The following is a 22,116-nucleotide window of genomic DNA, read 5'->3' on the forward strand; positions in this document are numbered from 1 at the left end:
GCCGTGGTGGACGGCGCTGTGTGGCAGGATCCGTTCGCCGCCCAGACGTGCCGGCCTTCCACGCCGACCTGTGTCCGCCGGTGCGCGAGGCCACCGGGTCGACTACCTGCTCGTCGACGGCGACCCCGATCGCCACCCGGTCACGGAAACCGATCTCCTGTTCACGGAGCCGGTCGCACTGCCCCGCGGGGGTACCGCCCAAAAGAAATCCCTGGAGACCGGACTGACCGATCTGGCAGTCAAAGCGGGCGCCACGCCGAGGCGACTGCAGGTGGCCCCTAACGGCAGGAAGCCCGCTGGAGGACCTGGCCCTCACCGCCCTGGAAGGGAACGGACAGGTTGCCCAGAAACGTGCCGCGCCCCGGGCCGGCCCACGGCTGACGGGGCGATCCCGGCGCGACCTTGAGGCCACCTGAACAGGGGCGTACGGCACAGAGCGGCGGGTGACCGAAGTATTTAGGGTATTAGTGTCTATTTAGCTATTTGTTCACAAAGACGAGTGTTCGGTGACGAAAGAGCAGACGCCCGAGTTGCCTGGCGCACTGGGAGCAGAGCAGGCCGCGGACCTGCCGTACCAGCAGTCCGCCTTGGACGCTGCTCTCGCCGTGGCTCAGGCCGCCGCCGTGGTGGCCGCTGTGCTGGGCGCGGCGGGTCTGTCCGGCTGGATCCTGGGCATCGATGTCCTGAGGCGCGCTCCGGGAGCCGACGCGACCATGAGTGCGAACACCGCCGTGGCTGTGCTGGCACTCGGCGTTTCTCTGTTTTTGGTGGCTCACAGATGCGTCACCCCGTGGATGATCACCGTGTCCCGCGCGGCGGCAGCCCTGGCCGCCGTGATCGGCGGGCTCACCGCTGTGGAGTACGTGACCGGGGTGGGCTTGGGTATCGATGAACTGCTCTTCAGGGACGACACCGTGCGGGTGGCGACGGACGTGCCTGGACGGATGGCGCCCAATACGGCTCCGGCGCTGTTGCTCGGGGGAGTGGCGGCCCTGTGCGCGAGCACGTCCCGCCTGCCCGCCTGGACGAGTCAGGTCCCGGGCCTGGCCGTTCTCACGCTGGGAATGCTGCGGCTGTACGGGTTGGTGTACGGCGTACCGGAACTGGAACGGTTCGGCGCGTACAAGGGCATGGCCCTGTACACCGGACTGGCTCTGGTGCTGCTGGGCATCGCCGCCTTCCTCGCCCGGCCGGACCGGGGTCCTGCCGCACTGCTGATGAACGCGGGTACGACGGGGGCGCTGGGGCGCCGGCTGTTCGCCACCGTCCTGGTCGTACCGCCTCTGCTGGGCTGGCTCGTCCTGGCCGGTGAGGACGCGGCCCTGTTCGGGACACGACTGGGTACCGCGCTGCTGGTCTGCGGGCACGTGACCGTGTTCACCGCGGTCATCTTCTCGGTCTTGGTCGTGGGCCGCCGCATCGAGGTGGCGCACGCCCGTGCGGAGTGGCAGGTGCGACAGAACGAACTGCTGCAGGCGTTCATGGACCACACACCCGCGGTGATGTTCATCAAGGACCTGGACGGGCGCTTCCTGGCGGTCAACACGACGTTCGAGGAGAGCCTTGGCCTGTCCCGCGAGCGGGTACTGGGCCGCCGGGACCGGGATGTCATGCCGCCCGGCCTCGCCCGTCAGGCGCGGGCCGCAGACCTCGCCATGCTGGCACGGGGCGTCCCTGTGCAGCGGGAGGAGCGGCTCGTCCTGCCGGGCGGTCCACGGGACTTCCTCACAAGTCTGTTCCCGCTCAAGACCCCGTCCGGCAGGCCCTACGCCGCATGCGGTGTGGTCACCGACATCACTGAACGAGTCGCTGCCCAGCGCGAGGTCCGGCGGGCCAACCGGCGCTTCCTGGCGCTGCTGGAATCGGCGCCCGACGCCACGCTGATCACGGATGACCGAGGCATCGTCGTCATGGCCAATGCGCAGGTGCAGCGATTGTTCGGTCATGCGGCCACCGACCTCCTGGGCACCGACCTCGTCGACCTGGTCCCCGGCCCGCGGCGCCGGCGGCACAGCGCCCTCCTCCATGCCTACCTGCGGCAGGCGGACCCGAAGCCGATCGTCCTGGACCAGGGTCTGTACGGGCTGGACGGTGACGGCGGTGAGTTCCCTGTCGAGGTGAGCCTCAGCAGTCTCGAGGCCGATGAGGAGATGCTCGTGTTCCTGACCGTGCGGGACATCACCGAACGCAGACAGACCGAGGCCGAACGCGCCGAGCGCTACGAGGAGCACCGACGCATCGCCTACACCCTGCAGCACAGTCTCATGGGCGAGCCGTCCCGCCTGCCCTACTTGCCGAGCGCCCACCGGTACCTGGCGTCCGTCCAGGACCCTGGAGTCGGCGGCGACTGGTTCGACGTCATTCCTCTGGACCGAGCCCGTACCGGCATCGTTGTCGGCGATGTGATGGGCCGGGGCCTGGAGGCGGCCGCCGTCATGGGCCAACTGCGCGCGGCCTCCCACGCGCTTGCCCGCACGGGCATACCGCCCAGCCGCCTCATGACCGGCCTGGACGCGTTCGTCGGCGACCTGGCGGACCAGCTCGTCACCTGCGTCTACCTGGTGATAGACCAGAGTGCTCACGAAGTCACCCTGTGCTCGGCGGGGCACCCGCCGGTCATCGCCCGGCCCCCTGGCGGGCCCGCCCGCCGGCTGCAGGCACCGGTCGGTGTGCCGCTGGGCGTCAACGATCCGTGCGGCGGCGGCGTGCCATTCCGGCAGACGACCCAGCCACTGCCGCCGGGCACCACTCTCGCGCTCTACACCGACGGGCTGGTCGAGCGGCCCGGTACCGACATCGAGGCCCAGATCGACATCCTCGCCCACACTCTCAACGACGCGCTGAAGGGCACTCCCACCGATCCGGACAGCCTCGACCAAGCCGCGGAGCGGCTCATGACAGCCCTCGTCCCGGCCACGGCCGCGCACGACGACGACGTGACGCTGCTCCTGATCGGGCTGCCCGAGCCCGATCGGAAAGACTCCCGTAGCGCGCGTGCCGGTCCCGGCGTGGACGGTACTGACGGCCCATAGCGCTTAAAATCTGTACCTTGTGTAAGAGGAGTCGCGGCTCTCAGGTGTGCGACGGTCGCGCCCGTGCTCATGAACCTCGCAGGCGAGGGCAACATGGTCGAGTTGAGTGCGCCGATCGTGGCCACATTCCTCGTGTATGTGGCCGTCATGATCGGAACTGGGGTCTGGGCCCACAGCCGCACTCACACCTTCGCCGATTTCGCTCTCGGGGGCCGCAGGCTCAGGGCGGGCGTCGCCGCCCTGTCCGCGGGAGCCAGCGACATGTCCGGCTGGCTGTTCCTCGCGTTTCCCGGAGCCGTGTACGCGGCCGGCGTGGGCGCCAGCTGGATCGCGGCCGGTCTGGTGCTCGGTACCTATCTCAACTGGCTGTTCGTCGCGCCGAGGCTGCGCACCTACACCGAGCGGGCAGGAAACGCCGTGAGCCTGTCGGCCTATCTCGAGGAACGGTTCGAGGACCGCACCCGGATGCTCCGGATGGTCTCGGCGGCGGTCACGCTTGTGTTCTTCACCGTCTACGTCGCCAGTGGGCTGGTCGCCGGCGGGCTACTGTTCGAGCACATTTTCGATGTCGGGTTCGGGCTGGGAGCGACCCTGACCGCCCTGGTGATCGTTGTCTACTCATGCCTGGGCGGCTTCCTCGCCGTGAGCCTCACGCACGTCATGCAGGCCACGCTGATGTTCCTCGCCCTGCTCGTGCTCCCCGTCGTCGGCATCGGAGCGCTCGGCGGCTTCGGGGCACTGCGCGACACCCTCACCAGCAAGACACCCAGCCTGCTGGACATGGGTGCCAGGGTCGACTTCACGGACGGACGGTGGTCGGCAGGCGGGTCGCTCGGTGTCGTTGCGATCACCTCGCTGCTCGCCTGGGGTCTGGGCTATTTCGGTCAGCCGCACATTCTGGCCCGCTTCATGAGCATCCGCAGCACCGGCGCCATCCCCACAGCCCGCCGCATCGGAACGGGGTGGGTCATCGTCGTGCTCACCGGCGCGACGCTCGTCGGCCTGGTGGGCATCGCGCAGACCGGCGCGCCGCTCAACGACCCGCAGACGGTGTACATCACCCTGAGCCGGACACTGTTCGATCCTTGGGGCGCCGGGGTGATGCTGATCGCCGTACTGGCCGCGATCATCTCGACCGCGGACAGCCAGCTCCTCGTGTCGTCCGTCGCTCTCACCGAGGACTTCTACCGCGCGTTCCTCAACCGGCGCGCCTCGGACAGGGCGCTGGTGTGGGTGGGTCGCGCCGCTGTCGTCGTCGTGACCCTGGTGGCCTTCGTGATCGCGCTGAGGGGCGGCGGGCTGCTGGGCATCGTCGCCTACGCCTGGGCAGGCTTCGGAGCCGCCTTCGGGCCGGTCGTCCTTCTCTCGCTGTACTGGCCGCGCATGACCTGGGCCGGGGCCATGGCCGGAATCGTGTCGGGGGCGGCAACCGTCCTGCTGTGGAAGAAGATCAATCCGCTGCTCGGCCCCTTCGAATCGGGCGTGTACGAGATGGTCCCGGGCGTCCTGGTCGCCACGGTGGCAGCGCTGCTCTTCGGCAGGTTCGTCGGTCGGCCCCCGAAAACGGCCTTCTGGCGGATGCCGGGCGGCGGGGTGAGTCAGCTGATGCTCACTCCCTTCCTCGCCCACGCACCGGTCGGCATCGCCGTCCTCGACACTGACCTGCGGTACGTGTGGGTCAACGAGCCGCTGGACCGCCAGATCCCCCTCGAGCGACGGCTGGGCCGGCGGATGGCGGAAGTACTGCCGAAGCAGGAGGCAGAGGCCTTCGAGGAGAAGATGCGTGAGGTTCTGGAGACCGGCGCTTCGGTGATGGACTACGAGTACCGCGGCCCCGGCCACGTGGACCCGGATGCCAGCCGCGCGATCTCCGCCTCCTTCTTCGCCATGAAGGACCGCCACGGCCGGAACGTGGGTGTCTGGTACATGGTCATCGACGTCACGGAGCGCTGGCGGGCCCAGGAACGCCTGGCCCTGCTCAACGACGCCGCTGCCCGCATCGGCAGCACCCTGGACGTGACACGGACCGCACAGGAACTGGCCGACGACGCCGTGCCGGCCGTCGCCGACTTCGTCGCCGTCGACCTGCTGGATTCCGTCATGAGGGGTGAGGAGCCGGCCCCCGGGCCGGTCGGTATGGCGCCCGTCATCCGGCGCGCGGGGCAGCAGTCGGTGCGTGAGGGCTGTCCCGAGGCGAGTCTGGCGGTGGGGGAGTCGGTACGGCGTGCGCCCTTGTCGCCCGTGACCCGCTGTCTGCTGGAGAGCAGGACCCTCGTGGAACGGGTCCTGGACCACACCGCCAGCCCGTGGGTGACCGAGGACGAGTCGCTGGGTGCCTCCCTCCTCGGTTACGACTTCCGATCGGTGATGGTGATTCCGGTGCGGGCGCGCGGCGTCACGCTGGGCGCGGCGACGTTCGCCCGTTCCCGGCGACTGGGCCCGTTCGAGGAGGACGACGTACGTCTCGCCGAGGAACTCGTCTCCCGCGCCGCGGTGTGCATCGACAACGCGCGCCGTTTCACCCGCGAGCGCACCGCGGCCCGTTCCATGCAGCGTTACCTGTTGCCCCAGGACCTGACCGGAGGGTCCGCTCTGGAGGTGGCGTCGTGGTATCTCCCGGCGGATGCCCCCAGCGGTGTGGGCGGCGACTGGTTCGACGTGATTCCGCTCTCCGGAGCACGGGTCGCACTGGTCGTCGGGGACGTGGCCGGGCACGGCATCAACGCGGCGGCGACCATGGGACGCCTGCGCACCGCCGTACGCACGCTGGCCAACCTCGACCTCTCCCCGGACGAACTGCTGGCTCATCTGGACGACCTGGTCATCGGCCTCATGGGGGCGCACGACAGTGATGCTTCGACGGCGGCCGAGGGTGAGGACGCGGGCACGGCCTTCATGGGAGCCACCTGCCTGTACGCCGTCTACGACCCGGTCAGCAGGCGGTGCACGCTGGCCCGGGCAGGTCACCTCCCGCCGGTGATCGTCGGTCCCGACGGCGGTGCCGACATCCTGGACCTGCCCGCCGGACCGCCGCTCGGCCTCGGCTACCTCCCCTTCCAGTGCGTCGACCTGGAGCTGGCCGAGGGCAGCCTCATCGCGCTCTATACCGACGGCCTCATCGAGTCCTTCGACCGGGACATCGACGTCGCGCTCTCCCGACTGAGCGACGGCCTTGCGGCACCCCGTCCGGCATTGGAGGAGACCGGCCGCAAGGTGATCGACGACCTGCTGGTCGGTCCGCCGGCCGACGATGCCGCACTGCTCCTCGCTCGGACCCATTCCCTGGCCGGGGACCGGGTCGTCTCCTGGGATCTGCCCAGCGATCCGGCCACGGTCGCGAACGCCCGCGCGCTCGCCGTCCAGCAGCTGACGGAGTGGGGCATACCCGATCTGACGTTCACCACGGAGCTCATCGTCAGCGAACTGGTCACCAACGCCATCCGCCACGCGAGAGGACCGGTGTGCCTCCGTCTGATCCGGGACCGCAGCCTGATCTGCGAGGTCTCCGACGCCAGCAGCACCTCGCCACGCCTGCGTCATGCCCGGACCACTGACGAGGGAGGGCGGGGCTTGCTGATCGTGGCCCAGCTCGCCCGCCGTTGGGGCACCCGCTACACGGCGACGGGCAAGATCATCTGGACGGAACAGGCCATTCCGGACGGCAGCGTCGCCTAGCCGCCGAGGGCATCCGATGTTGTGAACCCGGGATCCGGCACAGCCCGACTCCGTGAGCAGCGTCCCGTCGGCCAGACAGCCCGATGGGAAGGGAGCACACCGTGCGCTGTGTCCCGGGTGGGTTCAAGCTGGAGACAGATCTCCATACGGGCACTGGCTCCACTCAGGGCCGGGCCGGCGGCGCCCGTGGTCAAAAACCGTGACACGAGGCAAGGGAGAGCAATCATGCGGGTGGGAGTGCTGACCGGGGGCGGCGACTGCCCCGGTCTCAATGCGGTGATCCGCAGTGTCGTACGCAAGGGTGTGCAGGAGTACGCCTGGAAGTTCGTCGGGATCGTCGACGGGTGGGGCGGTGCGGTCAAGGACGTGACCATGCCCTTGGACGTCCCTGCCGTGCGCGGCATCCTTCCGCTCGGCGGCACGATTCTCGGCTCCTCTCGCACCAACCCCCTTCGGCTCGAGGACGGCATCGACCGCATCAAGAACACTCTGGGCGCGCACAAGATCGATGCTCTCGTGGTCATCGGCGGCGAGGACACGCTCAGCGTCGCAACCGCACTGTCCGATGCCGGGGTCAACCTGGTCGGCGTGCCCAAGACCATCGACAACGACGTGAGCGGCACTGATTACACGTTCGGCTTCGACACTGCCGTCGGCATCGCGACCGAGGCCATCGACCGCCTGCACACCACCGCGGAGTCCCACAAGCGCACACTTGTTGTCGAAGTGATGGGACGCCACTCCGGGTGGATCGCTCTGCATGCCGGCGTCGCCGGAGGCGCCAACGCCATTCTCATCCCTGAAGTGGAGTTCGATCTCGATCAGGTGTGCGCCTGGGTGGAGAAGCGCTTTGAGATCAACTACGCGCCCATTGTCGTCGTGGCGGAGGGTGCTGTTCCCAAGGCCGGGCAGATGGTGGTCAAGGACGAGGCGCGTGATGAGTTCGGGCACGTGCGCCTGTCCGGGATCGGGGACTGGCTGGCCCGGCAGGTCGAGCACCGCACCGAGAAGGAGGCCCGCACGACGGTTCTCGGTCACGTCCAGCGTGGCGGCACGCCGAGCGCGTATGACCGATGGCTCGCCACACGCTTCGGTCTGCACGCCGTGGACGCGGTCAAGGACGGCGACTTCGGCACGATGATGGCTCTGCGCGGCACCAACATCACACGTATCCCGCTCGCTGACGCGACGAAGGCGACCAAGGCGGTCCCCCAAGAGCTGTACACGGAGTTCGACGTCTTCTTCGGCACCTGACGCTGCCACGTGGCGGCGTCACACATGCGGTACGACGACCACCGGGCAGCGAGAGTGATGCAGGACGGCGTGGGCCACGGGGCCCAGCCGCCGCTCGGCAGCCCGGGGGCTCGAGCGCCGGCCAAGGACGAGCAGGTCGGCCCGTTGGGAGGTGTGTACCAGGGCGTAGGCCGGGTGGAGGAGAACGACATCAGGCAGCACCGGGACTTCCGGATACTTGTCCTGCCAGCCTTGGAGCACGTCGGACAGCCGTTGGACTTCCTCGTCCTCCCACGCCGCCCGGTCTTCTTCGGGCACTCCGTGCGCACTCCACGGAGCCGGGCCGGAGAGGGACCACGCGTACACGGCACGCAACCGAGCACCACGGAGCCGGGCGGCGCCGAACGCGAAATCCAGAGGTGCCTCGGCCGCGTACCGCACGTCGGCGCCCACGCACACCTCGGCATCATGCGCTGCCGCGGCCGGGTTCCTGGGCACGATCGCGACGGCGCAGGAGGCGGCGCTCGCCGTCGCCAGCGCCGTCGAGCCCACGACGAGGCCGTCGAACCCGCCTTCCCCCCGTGCCCCGACGACGAGCAGTTCGGCAGTCTCGGAAGCAGAGAGCAGTGCGGCCGCGGCCGAATCGGCAATCCGTACGCCGCTCACCGCCACGCGGGGACACCGACTGGCAAGGTCGGCCGTCGCACGCTGGAGCAGTTCCTCGCCTGTCTGCTGCCACGTCAATGCAACCGGCCCATCACCACAGGAACGGGCGGGAGTGGGAGCGGCGTACACGAGACGCAGCTGGAGGCCTCGAAGAGATGCCTCCCTGGCGGCCCACTCGGCCGCGACGAGACTTTCTCGGGATCCGTCGATACCGACTACGACAGAGCGGGTCATCCTGTACTCCTTCGCGGCACCGCCTCCTGGTGACCATTGTGAATGTGGAACCGCTGTGACACCCCCCGAGGCGGCTGTACTGCCAAAGGAGGGAGGGGCGACTCGAGGGGTCCAGGACGCCGAGCTGGGTCCGGCTGGACAATGCCCGGGGAAGCCCGACGTGCGGAGCCGGATACGCTGGCGGCATGATCGAGAATCTTCCTCCGTGTCCGAAGTGCAGCTGTGAGTACACCTACGAGATGAACGCCTTGGCGGTCTGCCCCGAGTGCGGCCACGAGTGGGTTCCGGCCGAGGCCGGTGCCGAGGGCGGCGACCTCGCCGGAGAGCGCGTCGTCAAGGACGCCGTCGGCAATGTGCTCCAGGACGGCGACACCGTGGTGGTCGCGAAGGCGCTCAAGGTCAAGGGCAGCCCCTCCGGGATCAAGGCGGGGACCAAGGTGCGCAACATCCGGCTGGTCGACGGGGTCGACGGCCATGACATCGACTGCAAGGTCGACGGTTTCGGAGCGATGCAGCTCAAGTCGAGCGTGGTCAAGAAGGCCTGATCCCGAGCGGGGCCCCTGGAGGGGTCGTCTGGGGCGTAGCATGATGCTGAATTGCAAAAGTTCGCAATTAGTTAGATGCTTGGTTTGCTGTGTTCGCAGGTAGCCGCGGACGTAGCCGTTCGCGTGTGCCCCGCAGTGGGGTCTTGTAGGGGAAGCCGAGGGGCCGTGTCCGTTCCGCTGTACCAGGCCAAGGCCGAGTTCTTCCGGATGCTGGGACATCCCGTGCGGATACGGGTGCTGGAGCTGCTGCAGGACGGGCCGATGCCGGTGCGGGACCTGCTGGCCGCCATCGAGGTGGAGCCCTCCGGCCTGTCGCAGCAGTTGGCAGTGCTGCGCCGCTCGGGGATCGTCACCTCGACGCGGGACGGATCGACGGTTGTCTACGAGCTGGCCGGCGGGGATGTCGCCGATCTCATGAAGGCTGCGCGGCGGATCCTCACCGAGATGCTGTCGGGGCGGAGCGAGCTGCTGGCCGAGCTGCGGGAAACCGAGGTCGTCGCGCCGTGACCTCGGCATTCGGCCGGGTGTGGGCCCGGATCACGGTGTTGCTGCCGGGCCGCGCCGATCTCGCTGAGCTCCGGCGCGACCCGCGCCGGGACCTGCTCGCCGGTCTGACCGTGGCGGTCGTCGCGCTGCCCCTTGCGCTCGGCTTCGGCGTCTCCTCCGGGCTGGGCGCCGAGGCGGGCCTCGCGACCGCCGTGGTCGCGGGGGCGCTCGCCGCGGTGTTCGGCGGATCCAACCTCCAGGTCTCCGGCCCGACCGGCGCCATGACGGTCGTGCTGGTACCCATCGCCGGTCAGTACGGGCCGACCGGACTGCTGACCGTCGGCCTGATGGCGGGTGTACTGCTCGTCGGCCTGGCGGTGCTGCGGGCCGGGAAGTACATGCAGTACGTGCCCGCCCCGGTGGTCGAGGGCTTCACCCTCGGGATCGCCTGCGTGATCGGCCTGCAGCAGATCCCGAACGCGCTCGGTGTGCCCAAGCCGGAGGGCGACCGGGTGCTGGTGGTGACCTGGCGGGCGGTGGAGGAGTTTGCGAAGGCCCCGAACTGGACGGCGGTCGGCTTCGCCGTCGCGGTGGCCGCGGTCATGCTGCTCGGTGCCCGCTGGCGGCCGACCGTGCCGTTCTCGATCGTCGCCGTGATCGCGGCGACGATCGTGGCACAGTCGGCCCACCTGGACGCGGCGAAGCCGATCGGCGACCTTCCGGCGGGACTGCCCGAGCCGTCCTTGGCCTTCCTCGACATCGGCTCGGTGGGGATCCTGCTCGCTCCCGCCGTGGCGGTCGCGGCCCTCGCCGCCCTGGAGTCCCTGCTGTCCGCGTCGGTCGCGGACGGCATGACGGTGGGTCAGAAACACGACCCGGACCGGGAGCTGTTCGGGCAGGGCTTGGCCAACATCGCCGCCCCGCTGTTCGGGGGCGTGCCCGCGACCGGCGCCATCGCGCGCACCGCGGTCAACGTCCGTACGGGCGCCGGCTCCCGCCTCGCCGCCCTCACCCACGCCGCCGTTCTTGCCGTGATCGTCTTCGCGGCGGCGCCTCTCGTCGCCCGGATCCCGCTGGCTGCGCTTGCCGGTGTCCTGCTGGCCACCGCGATCCGCATGGTGGAGGTCGGCTCACTGAAAGCCATGGCGAAGGCGACCCGCTCCGACGCCCTCACCCTCGTTCTGACCGCCGTGGCGACGCTGGCCCTGGACCTCGTGTATGCCGTGATCATCGGCCTCGTCGTGGCCGGCGCCCTCGCCCTGCGCGATGTGGCCAAGCAGGCGCGCTTCGATCAGGTACCACTCGACCGCGGCGACCACAGTGCCGAGGAGCACGCACTCCTGGCCGAGCACATTGTGGCGTACCGCATCGACGGCCCGCTGTTCTTCGCCGCCGCCCACCGTTTCCTGCTCGAGTTGGCAGACGTGGCCGACGTCCGTGTCGTCATCCTGCGCATGTCCCGGATCTCCACCATGGACGCCACCGGCGCCCTGGTTCTCAAGGACGCGGTGGACAAGCTGCACCGGCGCGGCATCGTGGTCCTGGCGTCCGGCATACGCCCCGGTCAGCGTCAGGTCCTCGACTCCGTCGGCGCGCTGGAGTTGCTGCACGACGAGGGGCGCGAGTACGCGACCACCCCTGACGCGATCCAGGCTGCCCGTGGCCACCTGGAGCGCTCCGGGACCCTGTCCGCCCTGCCCGCGCCAGAGCCCCGAACCCCGAGCGAGGAAGGCCTGCGATGAGCACTCTTCCCGCCATCCTTCGTATGGTCGAGGTCTCCGGTGCGGAGGCCCTGTGGCTGCTGGAGGGCAGCAGTTTGGGGCGACTGGTGTATGCGCAGCGGGACCTGACGGTGATCCGACCGGCCCGGCACGTATGGGAGTACGGCCGCCTGGTGGTCCGTACGCCGGCCCCGGCGACGGCGGTGCCGACGGCAGCGACGTACCACGTGGACGACATCCGCGCCGTGCCAGGCACCGGCTGGACGGTGACCGTCTCCGGAGCGGCCGAGCTGGTCACGGACCCCGACGAGGCCGCCCACTACCGGCGCAGCCTGCCCGGCTGGGCGCACGGCCCGCATGACACCCTGCTGAGCCTGCACCCCAAGACGGTCACGGGTTTCCGTCTCGCCCGCGGGGAGGCGTGAGCGATGTCGACACAGCTGGAAGCCCTGCCCTACCGGCACGTGCTGACCCTGCCCGCCGAACCGCCCGCCGTACGGATGGCCCGCGAGACCGCTGAGCAGGCGCTGGTCGCGTGGGGGATCGGGCTGCGCCACCCCACGGTGGACCCGGCCCTGCTGATCCTCGCCGAGCTGGTCACCAACAGCGTGCGGCATGCCGCCTTGCTCTCCCCACAGTTGACGGTGATCTACGCGGCGGGCCCGGACTGCCTGGCCTTGGCCGTCCATGACCGCCACCCGTACCAGCCCCCGTTGTACGGGTCGGTCACCGGCACCGGCACCGGCACCGGCACCGGCGGTCTGGCGACCGTCATGGAGCTCACGCTCGCCCTGGGGGGCACCGCGGTGCTCCGCGCAGATGCCGACGGCGGTGGTAAGAGCATCTGGATCACCCTCCCTCTCTGACCCTGCACGGCAGCCTTCGACTGCCCTCCCGCGCAAGGAAGTTCACCACCATGACCATCGACTGGCGCTACACCGTCGAGGACAACTTCTGCATCCTGTCCGTCGCCGGATACCTGGGCCCTGACGCGGCCCGGCGCTTCACCGGCGCGGTGGGCTGGGCGCTGGCGCGTGGCACCGGGCCGGTCGTCGTCGACCTGACCGAGCTGCGCGGCTGGTCGGCCGAGGGGCAGCTGGCGATCGTCGAGGCCGGCCGCCTCCTCGGGGACGCGGGCCGGACCCTGGAATTGGCCGCCATTCCCGCCGACGGGTCGCTCGTCCCCGCCGGGGACGGCCCGCCGATCCCGGTCCACACCGACCTGGCCGCCGCGCTTGCCGTTCACGGCCCGGAGCGCGAGGAACAAGCGGAACAAGTGGAGGGGCGGCATGAGTGGCGCACCACAGGATGGCCGACGGGAAAACAGGCAGACGAGTGACCTCTTCGGTGCATCCCCGTGCGAAGGCGCCGTCGCCGTCCCTCACGGGCACGACGGTGCAGACATCTTCCTCGGTGGGGATTGCCACATCCTCGACGAATCCCAGGGCAGCCGGCTGGCGACCGGAAGCGCTGGTGCCGACCGCGCGGGCGAGGTGGCGGCCCTCGTAGCTTGCCGTTGCGGCCGCGGCCTCCGCGGACAGCGGGCCCGCACCCTGGGAGCAGAGCTCGGAGATGAGGGCCCCGGAGCCGAGCGGGTCCTCCAGGGCGGGACGCAGACTCCCGTCCGGCCACCGCTCACCCGCGGCGATCACGGCGACCGGATGCTCGGGAGTGCCGTAGCCGTCGGCGGTGAGCCAGCTGCTGACCGCGGTGACGTTGCGCAGACGGGCGGCGATCACCCGCACACCGCGTGGTGCGGCGGCTGTGATCGACGCGCCGTTCGGCGACGGCAGCACCAGGCGGGTCACGAAGGGGGTGGCGCGCAGGTGGGCGGGGGACAGGGACCATGGGGTCGCGGGGTGATGGCGTTGCGGTTCGCTGCCGGCCGGGCGCCGGACTGGCGGGCGTACGCCGCGGCGGCCTGTCCGGCGCCGGCCCGTTCGACCTCGGTCGCGGACACGCCCGGCTTGGAGGCCGAGTGGTCGCGGTGGTTGCCGAAGGACAGCTTCAGCAGGCGGGCGTTACCGCAGCGGGGACAGGTGCCGTACGGGGCAAGGCCGGTGGGTCGGCACTTGAGACGGCAGGCCTGACACTTGTGCCAGATGACGCCGGCGCCGCGCAGCGGGGGTGATCCTCACGCAAACCTCCCTCACACGACCAGTAATTGCTAATCTTAGCAATTGCTGAGGTCGTCACTGCTGGATCAGGTGGCTCTCCTGCTGAGTGTGGATTCTGCCTGGCCGGGGCCGCACGCGAGGATGGGCCACATGTTGTCGACGAATGGGTGGATGCGATGCGCCGAGGCCCGGCCGGAGGGGCCGTGCAGCTGCACCGCGGAGGTGACGGCACGGTGAGTACGCCGCTGTATCAGCTGAAGGCCGAATTCTTCAAGACCCTCGGCCACCCGGCCCGCATCCGTGTCCTGGAGCTGCTCAGCGAGCGTGAGCATGCGGTGGCGGAGATGCTCCCCGAGGTGGGCATCGAGCCCGCGCATCTCTCGCAGCAGCTGGCCGTGCTGCGGCGGGCGAACCTGGTCAGGACCCGCAAGGAGGGCCTGAACGTGTACTACTCGCTGGCCAGCCCGCACGTCGCCGAGCTGCTCCGGGTGGCCCGCACGATCCTGTCCGGGGTGCTGGCCGACCAGGCCGAACTCCTCGCCGACCTGCAGGCCGCGCAGGGCGAAGGAAGGCCGCCGTCGTAGCGACGGCCTCTTGACGGGCGGCCGTTTCCCGAGAGCCGGAAAGCGCTCTGCGGGTTCGGGAGACGGCCGCCTCCCGGACCCGCACGAGTTGACCCCGGACGCAAAACCACGGCAATGCCGCCTCCCTTCTGCGACGCCGAACGGTACGGGGCGGCCGGTGGCCTCGCCCTGGCACGCGGACGTTGCGTTGGTGACCGGGCTCGGGACCCGGAACCTGGCCCAGCCGCTGTGGTCCAGCCCCTTGCCGTGTTGCGGGCGCGGCGCTCGCGGATCTCTCGTCCGGCCAGGGCGATGGCGGCGAGGTTGCAGGGGAAGGCGATCAGACGGGCGGGGTTCGGAGACGTCCACGGCTCGCGGCAGTTCGGAGTGGCCCTGTTCGCCCGGTGGGCAGCCGAGTGGTTGTGACGGAGGATGTCTTCAAGGCGCTGGCCGACCCCACCCGTCGACGCATCCGTGATGAGCTGGTGGAACGAGACGGCCAGACGCTGTTCGAGATCTGCACACGGCTGGTGACCAAGCACGGTCTGGGGTTGTCCCGCCAGGCAATCAGCCAGTACTTGGCCGTACTCGAATCCGCGGGTCTGGTTCGTTCCCGGCGCCAGGGCCGCTACAAGTTCCACGACCTGAACACCGAACCCCGTGAGCACGTCATGACCCGATGGCTCAGGCCCGATGCACCGGAGGGCACCCCATGAGGATCCACCTGTCCAGCGTCTTCGTCGACGACCAGGAGAAGGCCCTGCGCTTTTACACCGACGTGCTCGGCTTCGTGAAGAAGCACGACGTCCCGCTGGGCGAGGACCGGTGGCTGACCGTGGTCTCGCCGGAAGATCCAGACGGAACCGAGCTGCTGCTCGAGCCCTCCGGTCACCCCGCGGTGCAGCCGTACAAGACGGCGTTGGTCGAGGACGGCATCCCGGCCACCTCCTTCGCCGTGGACGACGTACCTGCGGAATTCAACCGGCTGCGCGAGCTCGGGGTGCACTTCACCCAGGAGCCGCTGGAGATGGGCCCTGTCACCACCGCGGTACTGGACGACACCTGCGGCAACCTGATCCAGATCGTGCACCGCAGGTAAGGCGGCCCGGACGCCCGCCGCCCGAACCGCCCACTCGTCATCCACCCCGCCGCGCACGATGCTGACGGGTGTGCCCAGCGCCTTCCCCAGGTGCGGCCACGGTCAGCTGTCGGTCAGCAGTTGGCGGACAACGTACCCGGCGGAGTCGACGCCGGAGCTGCCGCCTTCGACCAGGGCCGCGACCGCTATACGGGAGTTGTACGCGGTCAGCCAGCCGTTGGTGTGGTCTCCTTCCTCGGCTGTGCCCGTTTTCGCCCCGACGCCCGGCAGCCCGCCGAGACGCGGCGCCGCGGTGCCGCTGGTGGCCACGCTGCGCATCATCGACTGGAGGTGGCCCGCGGTGCGGGCGGAGATGGTGCGGGGGGCCGTCTGCTGGTGCTGGCCCGGCAGGATGATGGGCTGCTTGAAGCCGACGCCTCGTACGGTGGCCGCCACGGAGGCCATGAACAGCGGGGTGGCGGTGACCTTGCCCTGGCCGATGAACTGGGCTGCCTGGTCCCCGGCTTGAATGTCCTCTGGGATGTTCGGATCGGAGGTGGCCACGCCGCCGCCGATCGACCAGCTGCCCATGCCGAAGACATTGACGGCCTCGTCGTGCAGGGCGGAGGCGTCTCCGTCGTGTACGAGGTAGTGGAAGCCGTCCTTGATGAAGGACGTGTTGCAGGACACCGTGAACGCCTGGGCGAGGGTGGAGCCGGGGTTGGCCTTCACGCCCGGGTCGTTGTGGAACAGCTGACTGTTGGCGATCACGGAGTCGGTACAGGGTGCGGGGCTGTTCGCGGTGAGGCCTGCCTGGTCGAACAGCGCAGCGGAGGTGATGATCTTCATGGTGGAGCCCGGAGACTTGATGCCGTTGATGGCGATGTCCCCGTCCGCTCCCGTGTGTGCGAGCGCGAGAATGCGGCCGTTCTTCCAGTCGAGCGCCACGGTTCCGGCGGGCTTCTCCTGGAGTTGAGGGTGCTTCACGGCGCGCTCGGCCACCGCCTGCAGCCGGGCGTCTATGGTCGTCTTGATGACCGGGGTGCGGCCCTTGGCGAAGACCTTCAGCGCCTTGACCCCCTCACCGCCACCGTCGACCACCGCCACCCCCGTGCCCGTACTGCCGCCCGCGGGGGCGGCGTTCTGGCGGATGGTCGCCGCGATGTCCCGCAGCGAGGAGAACGTGGACAGGTCCGTCTTGCCGTCGTCGGCCACCACCTTGACCGGGCCGGCGCCGGCAGGGAGCTTGCCCGCAGTGAGCGACTGGCCGTTGCCGAGGCCGGGATAGAGCACCGAGTTGTTCCAGTGCACCGCCGATGCGCCATTCGTACTGTGCACTACTGCCACGGCGCTCGAGTACGTCCATGTGCCGCCGGCCACCTTGGCCGTCACGTCGAAGGTCACCTTGGTCGCGCCCGGCGTCACCGACGACGGACCGGCCGGGAGAACGTGATCGAACGATAAGTTCGTCAGGTGCAGGCCGTCCGTGTAGTTCCGCAACGCTTGCGCAGTCGTCTCTGGCGCGTCGGAGTCGCGTGCCGCGCCATCGAAGTGCTGCTCGGACCAGCTGTTCAGGAAGGCTCGGGCCAGCTTGACCGCCTCTGTGTTCGACGGTGGCGTGCTCGACAGTGTGGACGGATCGAAACTGCCGGAGGCGTCGGGCTGACCGTCCTGCGAGGTCCCGGCGGTCAACGTATGCACGACGTTGTAGATACCGATTCCCCCGACGACAAGCAGTGCCGTGCATGTCCCGGCTATGCCGAGCTTCACAGGTCTGTTCATGACAGGAATTCTGTCGGCTCAGAGGTGGTGTTGCCTGAGTACGCGTACTCAGGCAACAGCGATCAATGCGCCTTGCCGAGCGCGAGAGCCCAGCGTTACGCCTGCCTGGGGTACGGCTTCTCATCCAGGGCCGGCCATGGTCCGCGAGAGAGCGGAGGCACCCGGCGTACCGCCTCCCCGACCGTGACGGTGTCGGCGAGCACCGTCGGCTGGAGGAGGCGGCGCTGGCTCGCGACGCCGACACCGCGGCCGAGGTACTGGCCCAGCACCTCACCCTGACCGCGGCCGGACTGACCGGCTGAACGCGTTACCAACCCACGGTGGGCAGCGCCCGGACGCGGGGTGCCGCCGAGTATCTGGAGGGCCGGCGGCGAGGCACGCGGCGGCCGTGATGCCGCGGGCTGCCGGCTGCTGCCCCTCGCCCATCGCGCAGCCGGCGCCGACGAAGACGAGCCAGGACCTGATCCGCACTCCTGTCCCCGTGAGCTGGAAGGTGGTCAGCCGGCCCCACCCCAGCAGCGCCGGCACCCCGCCCGGCCTGGGCCGGCACCCCCGACACCGCCCCCAGCCGTTGGCCTCGCGACATTTCTGGCGGCGTCCGTCCATTCGGCGGGCCCGCTCCGCTCGGCCTCTCCCCATCGTGCAGCCTCGTGGACCGAAGGCTTCTGCTCGCTCCACGGCGAAGGGAGCAACTCCTGCGACCGGGACTGCGGCCTGGAGCGGGCTGCGGCCGGGGGCCTAGTCTGGCGAAAGGGGACGTGACTGTCCGAGCAAGCCGGTGCCGGGCCCACGGGCGGGGCTCGATGGCCCGAGCGGAAGGAGTCGTCGTGGAGCTTCAGCGCGACCAGGTCCGCCTCGTCACCCCTGACGACAGAAGGCCGGGACCCTGCACGCCAGGGATGGACCGGCAGGAGGCCTTCACCACCGACCGAACCTGGTCGGGATACGTCCGCACGGAGGCCGGGATGGTTTCCGGTTGGCATCACCACGGCGAGTACGAATCGGTGATCTACGTCCTCACCGGAGCCCTGCGGATGGAGTTCGGCCCGGACGGCTCGGACACCGTAGAGGCCGGTCCCGGCGACTTCGTCTACGTGCCGAAGAACGCCGTGCACCGAGAGAGCAACCCCTCGGCGGAGCCTGCCGACATTATCGTGGTGCGCGCTGGAACCGGGCAGTCCACGTTCAACGTCGACGGGCCGAGCGAAGGCTGAAGTCTGCGCGGCTCCGGCCGCGACTTCGGGCACTTCCGCCGGCAAGCTGCCTGGGCCGCTCAGGGATCAGTGGAGACGTGTGTCAGAGTGGAGGGGCGACACGGCCCGGTCGGCGGGGGAGACAGGAGAAATTGGCCTGTCATGTCCATATATTTCGATCCCCAGCGTTCGGCCACGGCACACTCCGTCCCGATTGCCAGACGGGACGAGGAGTACGCGGACCTGTTCGGGCAGGCCCCGGTGATCTTCGCCGCGCTCAGTGGCCCGAGGCACCTGCTGGAAGCGGCGAATTCAGTCTTCTTCGAGACCCTCGGATGCGACAGCGGGCGCATCGGAGAGCCGGTCGGCGAAGTGATTGCGGAACTGGCTCCACAGGGCGTCCTCGACCGGCTCGACACGGTCTACCGCACCGGCCTGGCGTACCGGGCCCAAGATGGGCGACTCCTGCTGGGCGGGCCGGACAGGCCGCGGGAGAGGTTCTTCGACTTCACCTACGAGCCCCGCCGGGACGCGGTCGGCCGGATCGACGGGGTCGTGGTGATCGCCGTCGAGACCACCGCGTACCACCACGCGCATCTGCTGGCCGCCGAGCAGCGCGCGCTGCTGGAGCAGATCGCGCGCGACGCCCCACTGGACGAGATCCTCTGCGGCATGGCCACGGCGATCGAGGACCTCTCCCCGGACATGATCGTCTCGGTACTCCTCGTCGATGGCGACGGAGAGCGTCTGCGGCACGGCACCGCCCCACGCCTGCCCGACTTCTACAACGAGGCGGTCGACGGGACACCCATCGCAGAGGGCATCGGCTCCTGCGGCACTGCCGCCTTCCGGCGCGAGCCGGTGATCGTCACGGACATCGCCACCGATCCCCTGTGGAAGGACTACCGAGACCTGGCGCTGCGGGCCGGGGTCGCGGCGTGCTGGTCCACGCCGATCCAGGACGCGGACGGTCTGCTGCTGGGCACCTTCGCGATGTACCACCGCACCCCCAAGTCTCCGGAGGACAAGGACGTGGCGCTCAGCGCCGCGTTCGCCCGCATAGCCGCGTTGGCCATCGAGCGCCACTGCGCGGTGGAGGCGAGCCATGCCGCCCAGGAGCGCGAAAAGGCAGCGCGTGAGGATCTGGCCTTCCTGCTGGAAGCCAGCACCGCCATCACGGGCGAGACACACTATTCCGAAAGCCTGCAGCGCATGGCCCGACTGACCGTCCCGGCCCTGGCGCCGCTGTGTGCGGTCCACGTGCTCGAGCGCGGCCAGACCCAGCGCATCGCCGTCGCTGCGGAGACCCGTGAGGGGGAAAGGCTCCTCACTTCTCCCGCACTGTGCGACGCGGTGGACGCCGCTGTTGCCCGCGTGCTGACTTCCGGCACCACCGAAACCGCCCACGCGGGCGGCCTCTGCGCGCAGCTCGGCGTCACGGGTTACGTGTGCGTACCGCTGACCACCCGGGGCCGCACCTTCGGCGTGCTGACTCTCCTGGACACCGACCTGCCCCTGGACGGCCACACGATCGCCTTGGCCCAGGAGCTCGCCCGCCGGGCCGCGTCGAGTGCCGACAACGCCCACCAGTTCACCGACCGCGTCCGGCTGGGGCGCGATCTACAGGCGGGGCTGCTGCCTCCCGAGTTGCCCACGATTCCCGGCGCTGCTCTGGCCGCGTCGTACCATCCGGCCGGTGAAGGACTCGAGGTCGGCGGCGACTTCTACGACGTCTTCCCGCTGCCCGCCGGCCGCTGGGCACTCATGATCGGTGATGTGTCCGGACGCGGCGCGCTGGCGGCCACCACCACCGGAATGGTCCGCCACACCGCACGTGCCGCCGCGCGCCTTCTGAACAACCCAGCGGCGGTGGTCGCCGCCATCAACGACGCGTTGGCGGAGAGTGCCGACGATGAGGACCAGTTCGTTTCGCTCATTTACGGCGAGCTGCGGCACACCGCGTCCCACCTCACGCTCAACTTGATCCGAGCAGGCCACGTACCGCCTCTGGTGCGCCGCGTCGACGGCACGGTCGAAGAACTCGCGCAACCCGGACTCCTGTTGGGCATCGGTCCCGACCCAGGCTTCTGCCCGTGTCGCGTTGACCTGCATCCCGGCGACAGCCTGGTCCTGGTCACCGACGGCATCACCGAGGCTCGTTCCGCCAACGGTGAATTCTTCGGCGAGGACCGCCTGACCGAAGCGCTCGTCCCTGGCCGGACCGGGACGCTCACCGCCGCCGCCCTCATCGAGTCCATCACCACCGCAGTCGCCACGTTCGCAGGCAGTGCCACCCTGGACGACCAGGCCGCGCTGGTCGTCACCGCCACCTGATGGTCCCGACGGCCACAGCCAGATCGCGGTCCGCGCCAACCGCTACTCGGTGCCGGCAATGCCACCCTCGGCGCGGCGTGCTGGGTTGCGGTTCCGGCGGGCAAAGACGTCGTAGGGCCTCATCGAGCGGGCGGAGTGTGTTGCCGGTGCCGGCGTGAAGCGTGGGCTGGAGAGTGCGCAGTGTGCTTGTGGTGCGACCGTGAGCAGGTGTCAAGCAGCTTGGCCTCTATCCCGCCGGCGCTGTCATCCCCGTCCCGACGTCGGGCGTCCCGCGTCAGGCGCGGGAGCTACGGGAAGCGGTGTGCGCGCTGCGGACGGCGGCTCGCAGCGCCGATGGGCCCGCCAAATGTCCACCAGGAGAACGAGAGTTGCTGAACCGGTCCGCCGCGGCGGCGCCCCCCGGTTCCGGTGCTCGGCGACGACGGCTCGGTGATCCACACCGCCGAGGACGCGGTCCGCGCGGTGCCTGACGACAGCGCCCGCGACGCGCTCGACCTGGCAACCACCCCCGCCCTGGACCGGGTACGGGCCTGCTCTGGACCGCACTGCGCTGCCTGGTTCCTCGACACATCCCGCCCGGGCAACCGCCGCTGGTGCTCGATGGATGCATGCGGCAACCAGGCCGAGAAGAACACCTTGCGGACCAAGCACGCCTCCGGAAAGGCGTGCTCTGCCCCTCGAGGCCGGGAGGAAGTCGACTGCCGTCATAGGGGGCTCCCGGCGGCGCACACCTCCGCGGTCGCGTACGCCCGGTCTCAGACGTGGTTCCGGATGGCGGAGAGCAGCCGCTCGCACCGCACACCCATGTCCTGTGCGGACAGCTCGGGGTGGGAGACCCACCAACCGACCAGCGCGCTGACCGTGCCCGTCCACACATGTTTGAGGGCGTCCGCGTCCAGGGGATCGGCGTTGCCCTGGCCGTGCAGCAGCGCGGCGGTACCCGAGGTCGCCAGCTCGTCGATGGCCTCGCGGTGACGTTGGGCTGCGCGCCATGGTTCGGAACCGTGCAGCAGCGTCCGGTCGTAGAGGACGAACCACGCGTGCCGCCGTTCTTCCAGAGCCCCGAACACCGCTGTGAGTACGGTGACGGGGAGCCGCTCCTTGGACGGGCCCGCCTCCACGGCTTCGCGCATCGCCCCGAGGAGAAGGGGGCCGATGTGGTCGAGGCAGGCCGTGTACAGGCCGTCCTTGGAGCCGAAGTATGTGTAGAGCATCGGCTTTGTGACGCCCACGCGGCGGGCGATCTCTGCCATCGACGCCGCGGCGTGTCCGTGCCGTCCGAACTCCTCGAGGGCCGCGCCGAGGATCTGCTCCTCCCGCAGGGCGCGCGGGACGCCCTTGGTCCCGGCGCCGTGGCTGCGGCCCGCCTCCGGACCGGCGACCGGATCCGGCGCGGCCGAGGCCCTTGCAGTCGTCATGCGGAGACTATACGTTACGGAAAATTACCGAACGGTAAA

Annotated in this window: 17 protein-coding genes and 3 pseudogenes; 16 read left to right on the plus strand and 4 right to left on the minus strand. The window is 69.7% G+C overall.

The genetic code is table 11. From position 1 onward, the window contains the following. Positions 1-506: 506 nt before the first annotated feature. The 3 genes from Q8A52_RS28625 (at position 507) to Q8A52_RS28635 (ending at position 7,961) form a co-directional block, all read left to right on the plus strand. On the plus strand, positions 507-3,032 hold the full coding sequence (locus tag Q8A52_RS28625; RefSeq protein ID WP_316756608.1) for a SpoIIE family protein phosphatase: 2,526 nt from the start codon (positions 507-509) through the stop codon (positions 3,030-3,032). A gap of 93 nt (positions 3,033-3,125) precedes the next feature. Beyond that, a complete protein-coding gene (putP, locus tag Q8A52_RS28630) occupies positions 3,126-6,707 on the plus strand; it encodes a sodium/proline symporter PutP (protein ID WP_408649269.1) in 3,582 nt (1,193 codons plus the stop codon). 225 nt (positions 6,708-6,932) lie between these two features. Beyond that, positions 6,933-7,961, plus strand: coding sequence for a 6-phosphofructokinase (locus tag Q8A52_RS28635; protein ID WP_316756610.1), 1,029 nt, complete (start codon positions 6,933-6,935; stop codon positions 7,959-7,961). A gap of 18 nt (positions 7,962-7,979) precedes the next feature. On the opposite strand, the gene Q8A52_RS28640 is transcribed toward Q8A52_RS28635, so the two are convergent. Next, on the minus strand, positions 7,980-8,840 hold the full coding sequence (locus Q8A52_RS28640; protein WP_316756612.1) for a universal stress protein: 861 nt from the start codon (positions 8,838-8,840) through the stop codon (positions 7,980-7,982). Positions 8,841-9,025: 185 nt separating this feature from the next. Between Q8A52_RS28640 and Q8A52_RS28645 the strand changes: the two genes are divergently transcribed. The 6 genes from Q8A52_RS28645 to Q8A52_RS28670 all read left to right on the plus strand — a co-directional run bounded on the left by Q8A52_RS28645 (position 9,026) and on the right by Q8A52_RS28670 (position 12,931). Further along, positions 9,026-9,385: a zinc ribbon domain-containing protein YjdM gene (locus Q8A52_RS28645; RefSeq protein ID WP_316756613.1), complete on the plus strand. Its 360-nt coding sequence runs from the start codon at positions 9,026-9,028 to the stop codon at positions 9,383-9,385. A 165-nt stretch (positions 9,386-9,550) separates the two neighbouring features. Then, positions 9,551-9,892, plus strand: a complete 342-nt coding sequence (locus tag Q8A52_RS28650) for an ArsR/SmtB family transcription factor (RefSeq protein WP_316756615.1) — start codon at positions 9,551-9,553, stop codon at positions 9,890-9,892. Further along, positions 9,889-11,613 (plus strand): SulP family inorganic anion transporter, encoded by a 1,725-nt coding sequence (locus Q8A52_RS28655; RefSeq protein ID WP_316756617.1) that lies wholly within the window; start codon positions 9,889-9,891, stop codon positions 11,611-11,613. The genes Q8A52_RS28650 and Q8A52_RS28655 overlap by 4 nt, the downstream gene beginning before the upstream one ends. Further along, positions 11,610-12,017, plus strand: coding sequence for a pyridoxamine 5'-phosphate oxidase family protein (locus Q8A52_RS28660; RefSeq protein ID WP_316756618.1), 408 nt, complete (start codon positions 11,610-11,612; stop codon positions 12,015-12,017). The genes Q8A52_RS28655 and Q8A52_RS28660 overlap by 4 nt, the downstream gene beginning before the upstream one ends. 3 nt (positions 12,018-12,020) lie before the next feature. Next, positions 12,021-12,458: an ATP-binding protein gene (locus tag Q8A52_RS28665; protein WP_316756620.1), complete on the plus strand. Its 438-nt coding sequence runs from the start codon at positions 12,021-12,023 to the stop codon at positions 12,456-12,458. Between the two features lie 50 nt (positions 12,459-12,508). Next, on the plus strand, positions 12,509-12,931 hold the full coding sequence (locus Q8A52_RS28670; RefSeq protein ID WP_316756622.1) for an STAS domain-containing protein: 423 nt from the start codon (positions 12,509-12,511) through the stop codon (positions 12,929-12,931). A 100-nt stretch (positions 12,932-13,031) separates the two neighbouring features. On the opposite strand, the pseudogene Q8A52_RS49150 reads toward Q8A52_RS28670, so the two are convergent. Then, positions 13,032-13,400: pseudogene (locus tag Q8A52_RS49150) on the minus strand (2-phosphosulfolactate phosphatase); the annotation flags it as partial. A 542-nt stretch (positions 13,401-13,942) separates the two neighbouring features. Here Q8A52_RS49150 and Q8A52_RS28675 point away from each other — a divergent pair. The 3 genes from Q8A52_RS28675 to Q8A52_RS28685 all read left to right on the plus strand — a co-directional run bounded on the left by Q8A52_RS28675 (position 13,943) and on the right by Q8A52_RS28685 (position 15,371). Further along, positions 13,943-14,293: an ArsR/SmtB family transcription factor gene (locus Q8A52_RS28675; protein ID WP_316756624.1), complete on the plus strand. Its 351-nt coding sequence runs from the start codon at positions 13,943-13,945 to the stop codon at positions 14,291-14,293. A 401-nt stretch (positions 14,294-14,694) separates the two neighbouring features. After that, positions 14,695-14,988 carry an ArsR/SmtB family transcription factor gene (locus Q8A52_RS28680; RefSeq protein WP_316756749.1) on the plus strand — a complete coding sequence of 98 codons (294 nt, stop codon included), beginning with the start codon at positions 14,695-14,697 and terminating at the stop codon, positions 14,986-14,988. Continuing rightward, positions 14,985-15,371 (plus strand): VOC family protein, encoded by a 387-nt coding sequence (locus tag Q8A52_RS28685; protein WP_316756626.1) that lies wholly within the window; start codon positions 14,985-14,987, stop codon positions 15,369-15,371. Before Q8A52_RS28680 ends, Q8A52_RS28685 begins: the two co-directional genes overlap by 4 nt. A gap of 102 nt (positions 15,372-15,473) precedes the next feature. Here the strand turns inward: Q8A52_RS28685 and Q8A52_RS28690 are convergent, their stop codons facing one another. Continuing rightward, the gene (locus tag Q8A52_RS28690; protein ID WP_316756628.1) at positions 15,474-17,132 is read right to left on the minus strand and encodes a penicillin-binding transpeptidase domain-containing protein; all 1,659 of its coding nucleotides are present in this window, start codon (positions 17,130-17,132) and stop codon (positions 15,474-15,476) included. Between the two features lie 131 nt (positions 17,133-17,263). Here Q8A52_RS28690 and Q8A52_RS28695 point away from each other — a divergent pair. The 4 genes and pseudogenes from Q8A52_RS28695 to Q8A52_RS28710 all read left to right on the plus strand — a co-directional run. Beyond that, positions 17,264-17,434, plus strand: a pseudogene (locus Q8A52_RS28695) (GntR family transcriptional regulator); the annotation flags it as partial. 525 nt (positions 17,435-17,959) lie between these two features. Continuing rightward, a complete protein-coding gene (locus Q8A52_RS28700) occupies positions 17,960-18,346 on the plus strand; it encodes a cupin domain-containing protein (protein ID WP_316756630.1) in 387 nt (128 codons plus the stop codon). Positions 18,347-18,433: 87 nt separating this feature from the next. Then, complete coding sequence (locus Q8A52_RS28705; protein ID WP_316756632.1) at positions 18,434-20,659, plus strand: GAF domain-containing SpoIIE family protein phosphatase; 2,226 nt, start codon at positions 18,434-18,436, stop codon at positions 20,657-20,659. A 462-nt stretch (positions 20,660-21,121) separates the two neighbouring features. After that, positions 21,122-21,295: pseudogene (locus Q8A52_RS28710) on the plus strand (CGNR zinc finger domain-containing protein); the annotation flags it as partial. A gap of 119 nt (positions 21,296-21,414) precedes the next feature. Here the strand turns inward: Q8A52_RS28710 and Q8A52_RS28715 are convergent. Continuing rightward, complete coding sequence (locus Q8A52_RS28715; protein WP_316756634.1) at positions 21,415-22,077, minus strand: TetR/AcrR family transcriptional regulator; 663 nt, start codon at positions 22,075-22,077, stop codon at positions 21,415-21,417. Positions 22,078-22,116 lie beyond the last annotated feature (39 nt).

Source organism: Streptomyces herbicida, assembly GCF_032656585.1.
GTDB lineage: Bacteria > Actinomycetota > Actinomycetes > Streptomycetales > Streptomycetaceae > Streptomyces > Streptomyces herbicida.

Excerpts from the sequence above, each read along its gene's own strand:
- Q8A52_RS28690 (WP_316756628.1), bottom strand. The coding sequence starts at position 17,132 with ATGAACAGACCTGTGAAGCTCGGCATAGCCGGGACATGCACGGCACTG.
- Q8A52_RS28685 (WP_316756626.1), top strand. The coding sequence starts at position 14,985 with ATGAGGATCCACCTGTCCAGCGTCTTCGTCGACGACCAGGAGAAGGCC.
- Q8A52_RS28670 (WP_316756622.1), top strand. The coding sequence starts at position 12,509 with ATGACCATCGACTGGCGCTACACCGTCGAGGACAACTTCTGCATCCTG.
- Q8A52_RS28715 (WP_316756634.1), bottom strand. The coding sequence starts at position 22,077 with ATGACGACTGCAAGGGCCTCGGCCGCGCCGGATCCGGTCGCCGGTCCG.
- Q8A52_RS28645 (WP_316756613.1), top strand. The coding sequence starts at position 9,026 with ATGATCGAGAATCTTCCTCCGTGTCCGAAGTGCAGCTGTGAGTACACC.
- putP (WP_408649269.1), top strand. The coding sequence starts at position 3,126 with ATGGTCGAGTTGAGTGCGCCGATCGTGGCCACATTCCTCGTGTATGTG.
- Q8A52_RS28640 (WP_316756612.1), bottom strand. The coding sequence starts at position 8,840 with ATGACCCGCTCTGTCGTAGTCGGTATCGACGGATCCCGAGAAAGTCTC.
- Q8A52_RS28660 (WP_316756618.1), top strand. The coding sequence starts at position 11,610 with ATGAGCACTCTTCCCGCCATCCTTCGTATGGTCGAGGTCTCCGGTGCG.
- Q8A52_RS28665 (WP_316756620.1), top strand. The coding sequence starts at position 12,021 with ATGTCGACACAGCTGGAAGCCCTGCCCTACCGGCACGTGCTGACCCTG.
- Q8A52_RS28635 (WP_316756610.1), top strand. The coding sequence starts at position 6,933 with ATGCGGGTGGGAGTGCTGACCGGGGGCGGCGACTGCCCCGGTCTCAAT.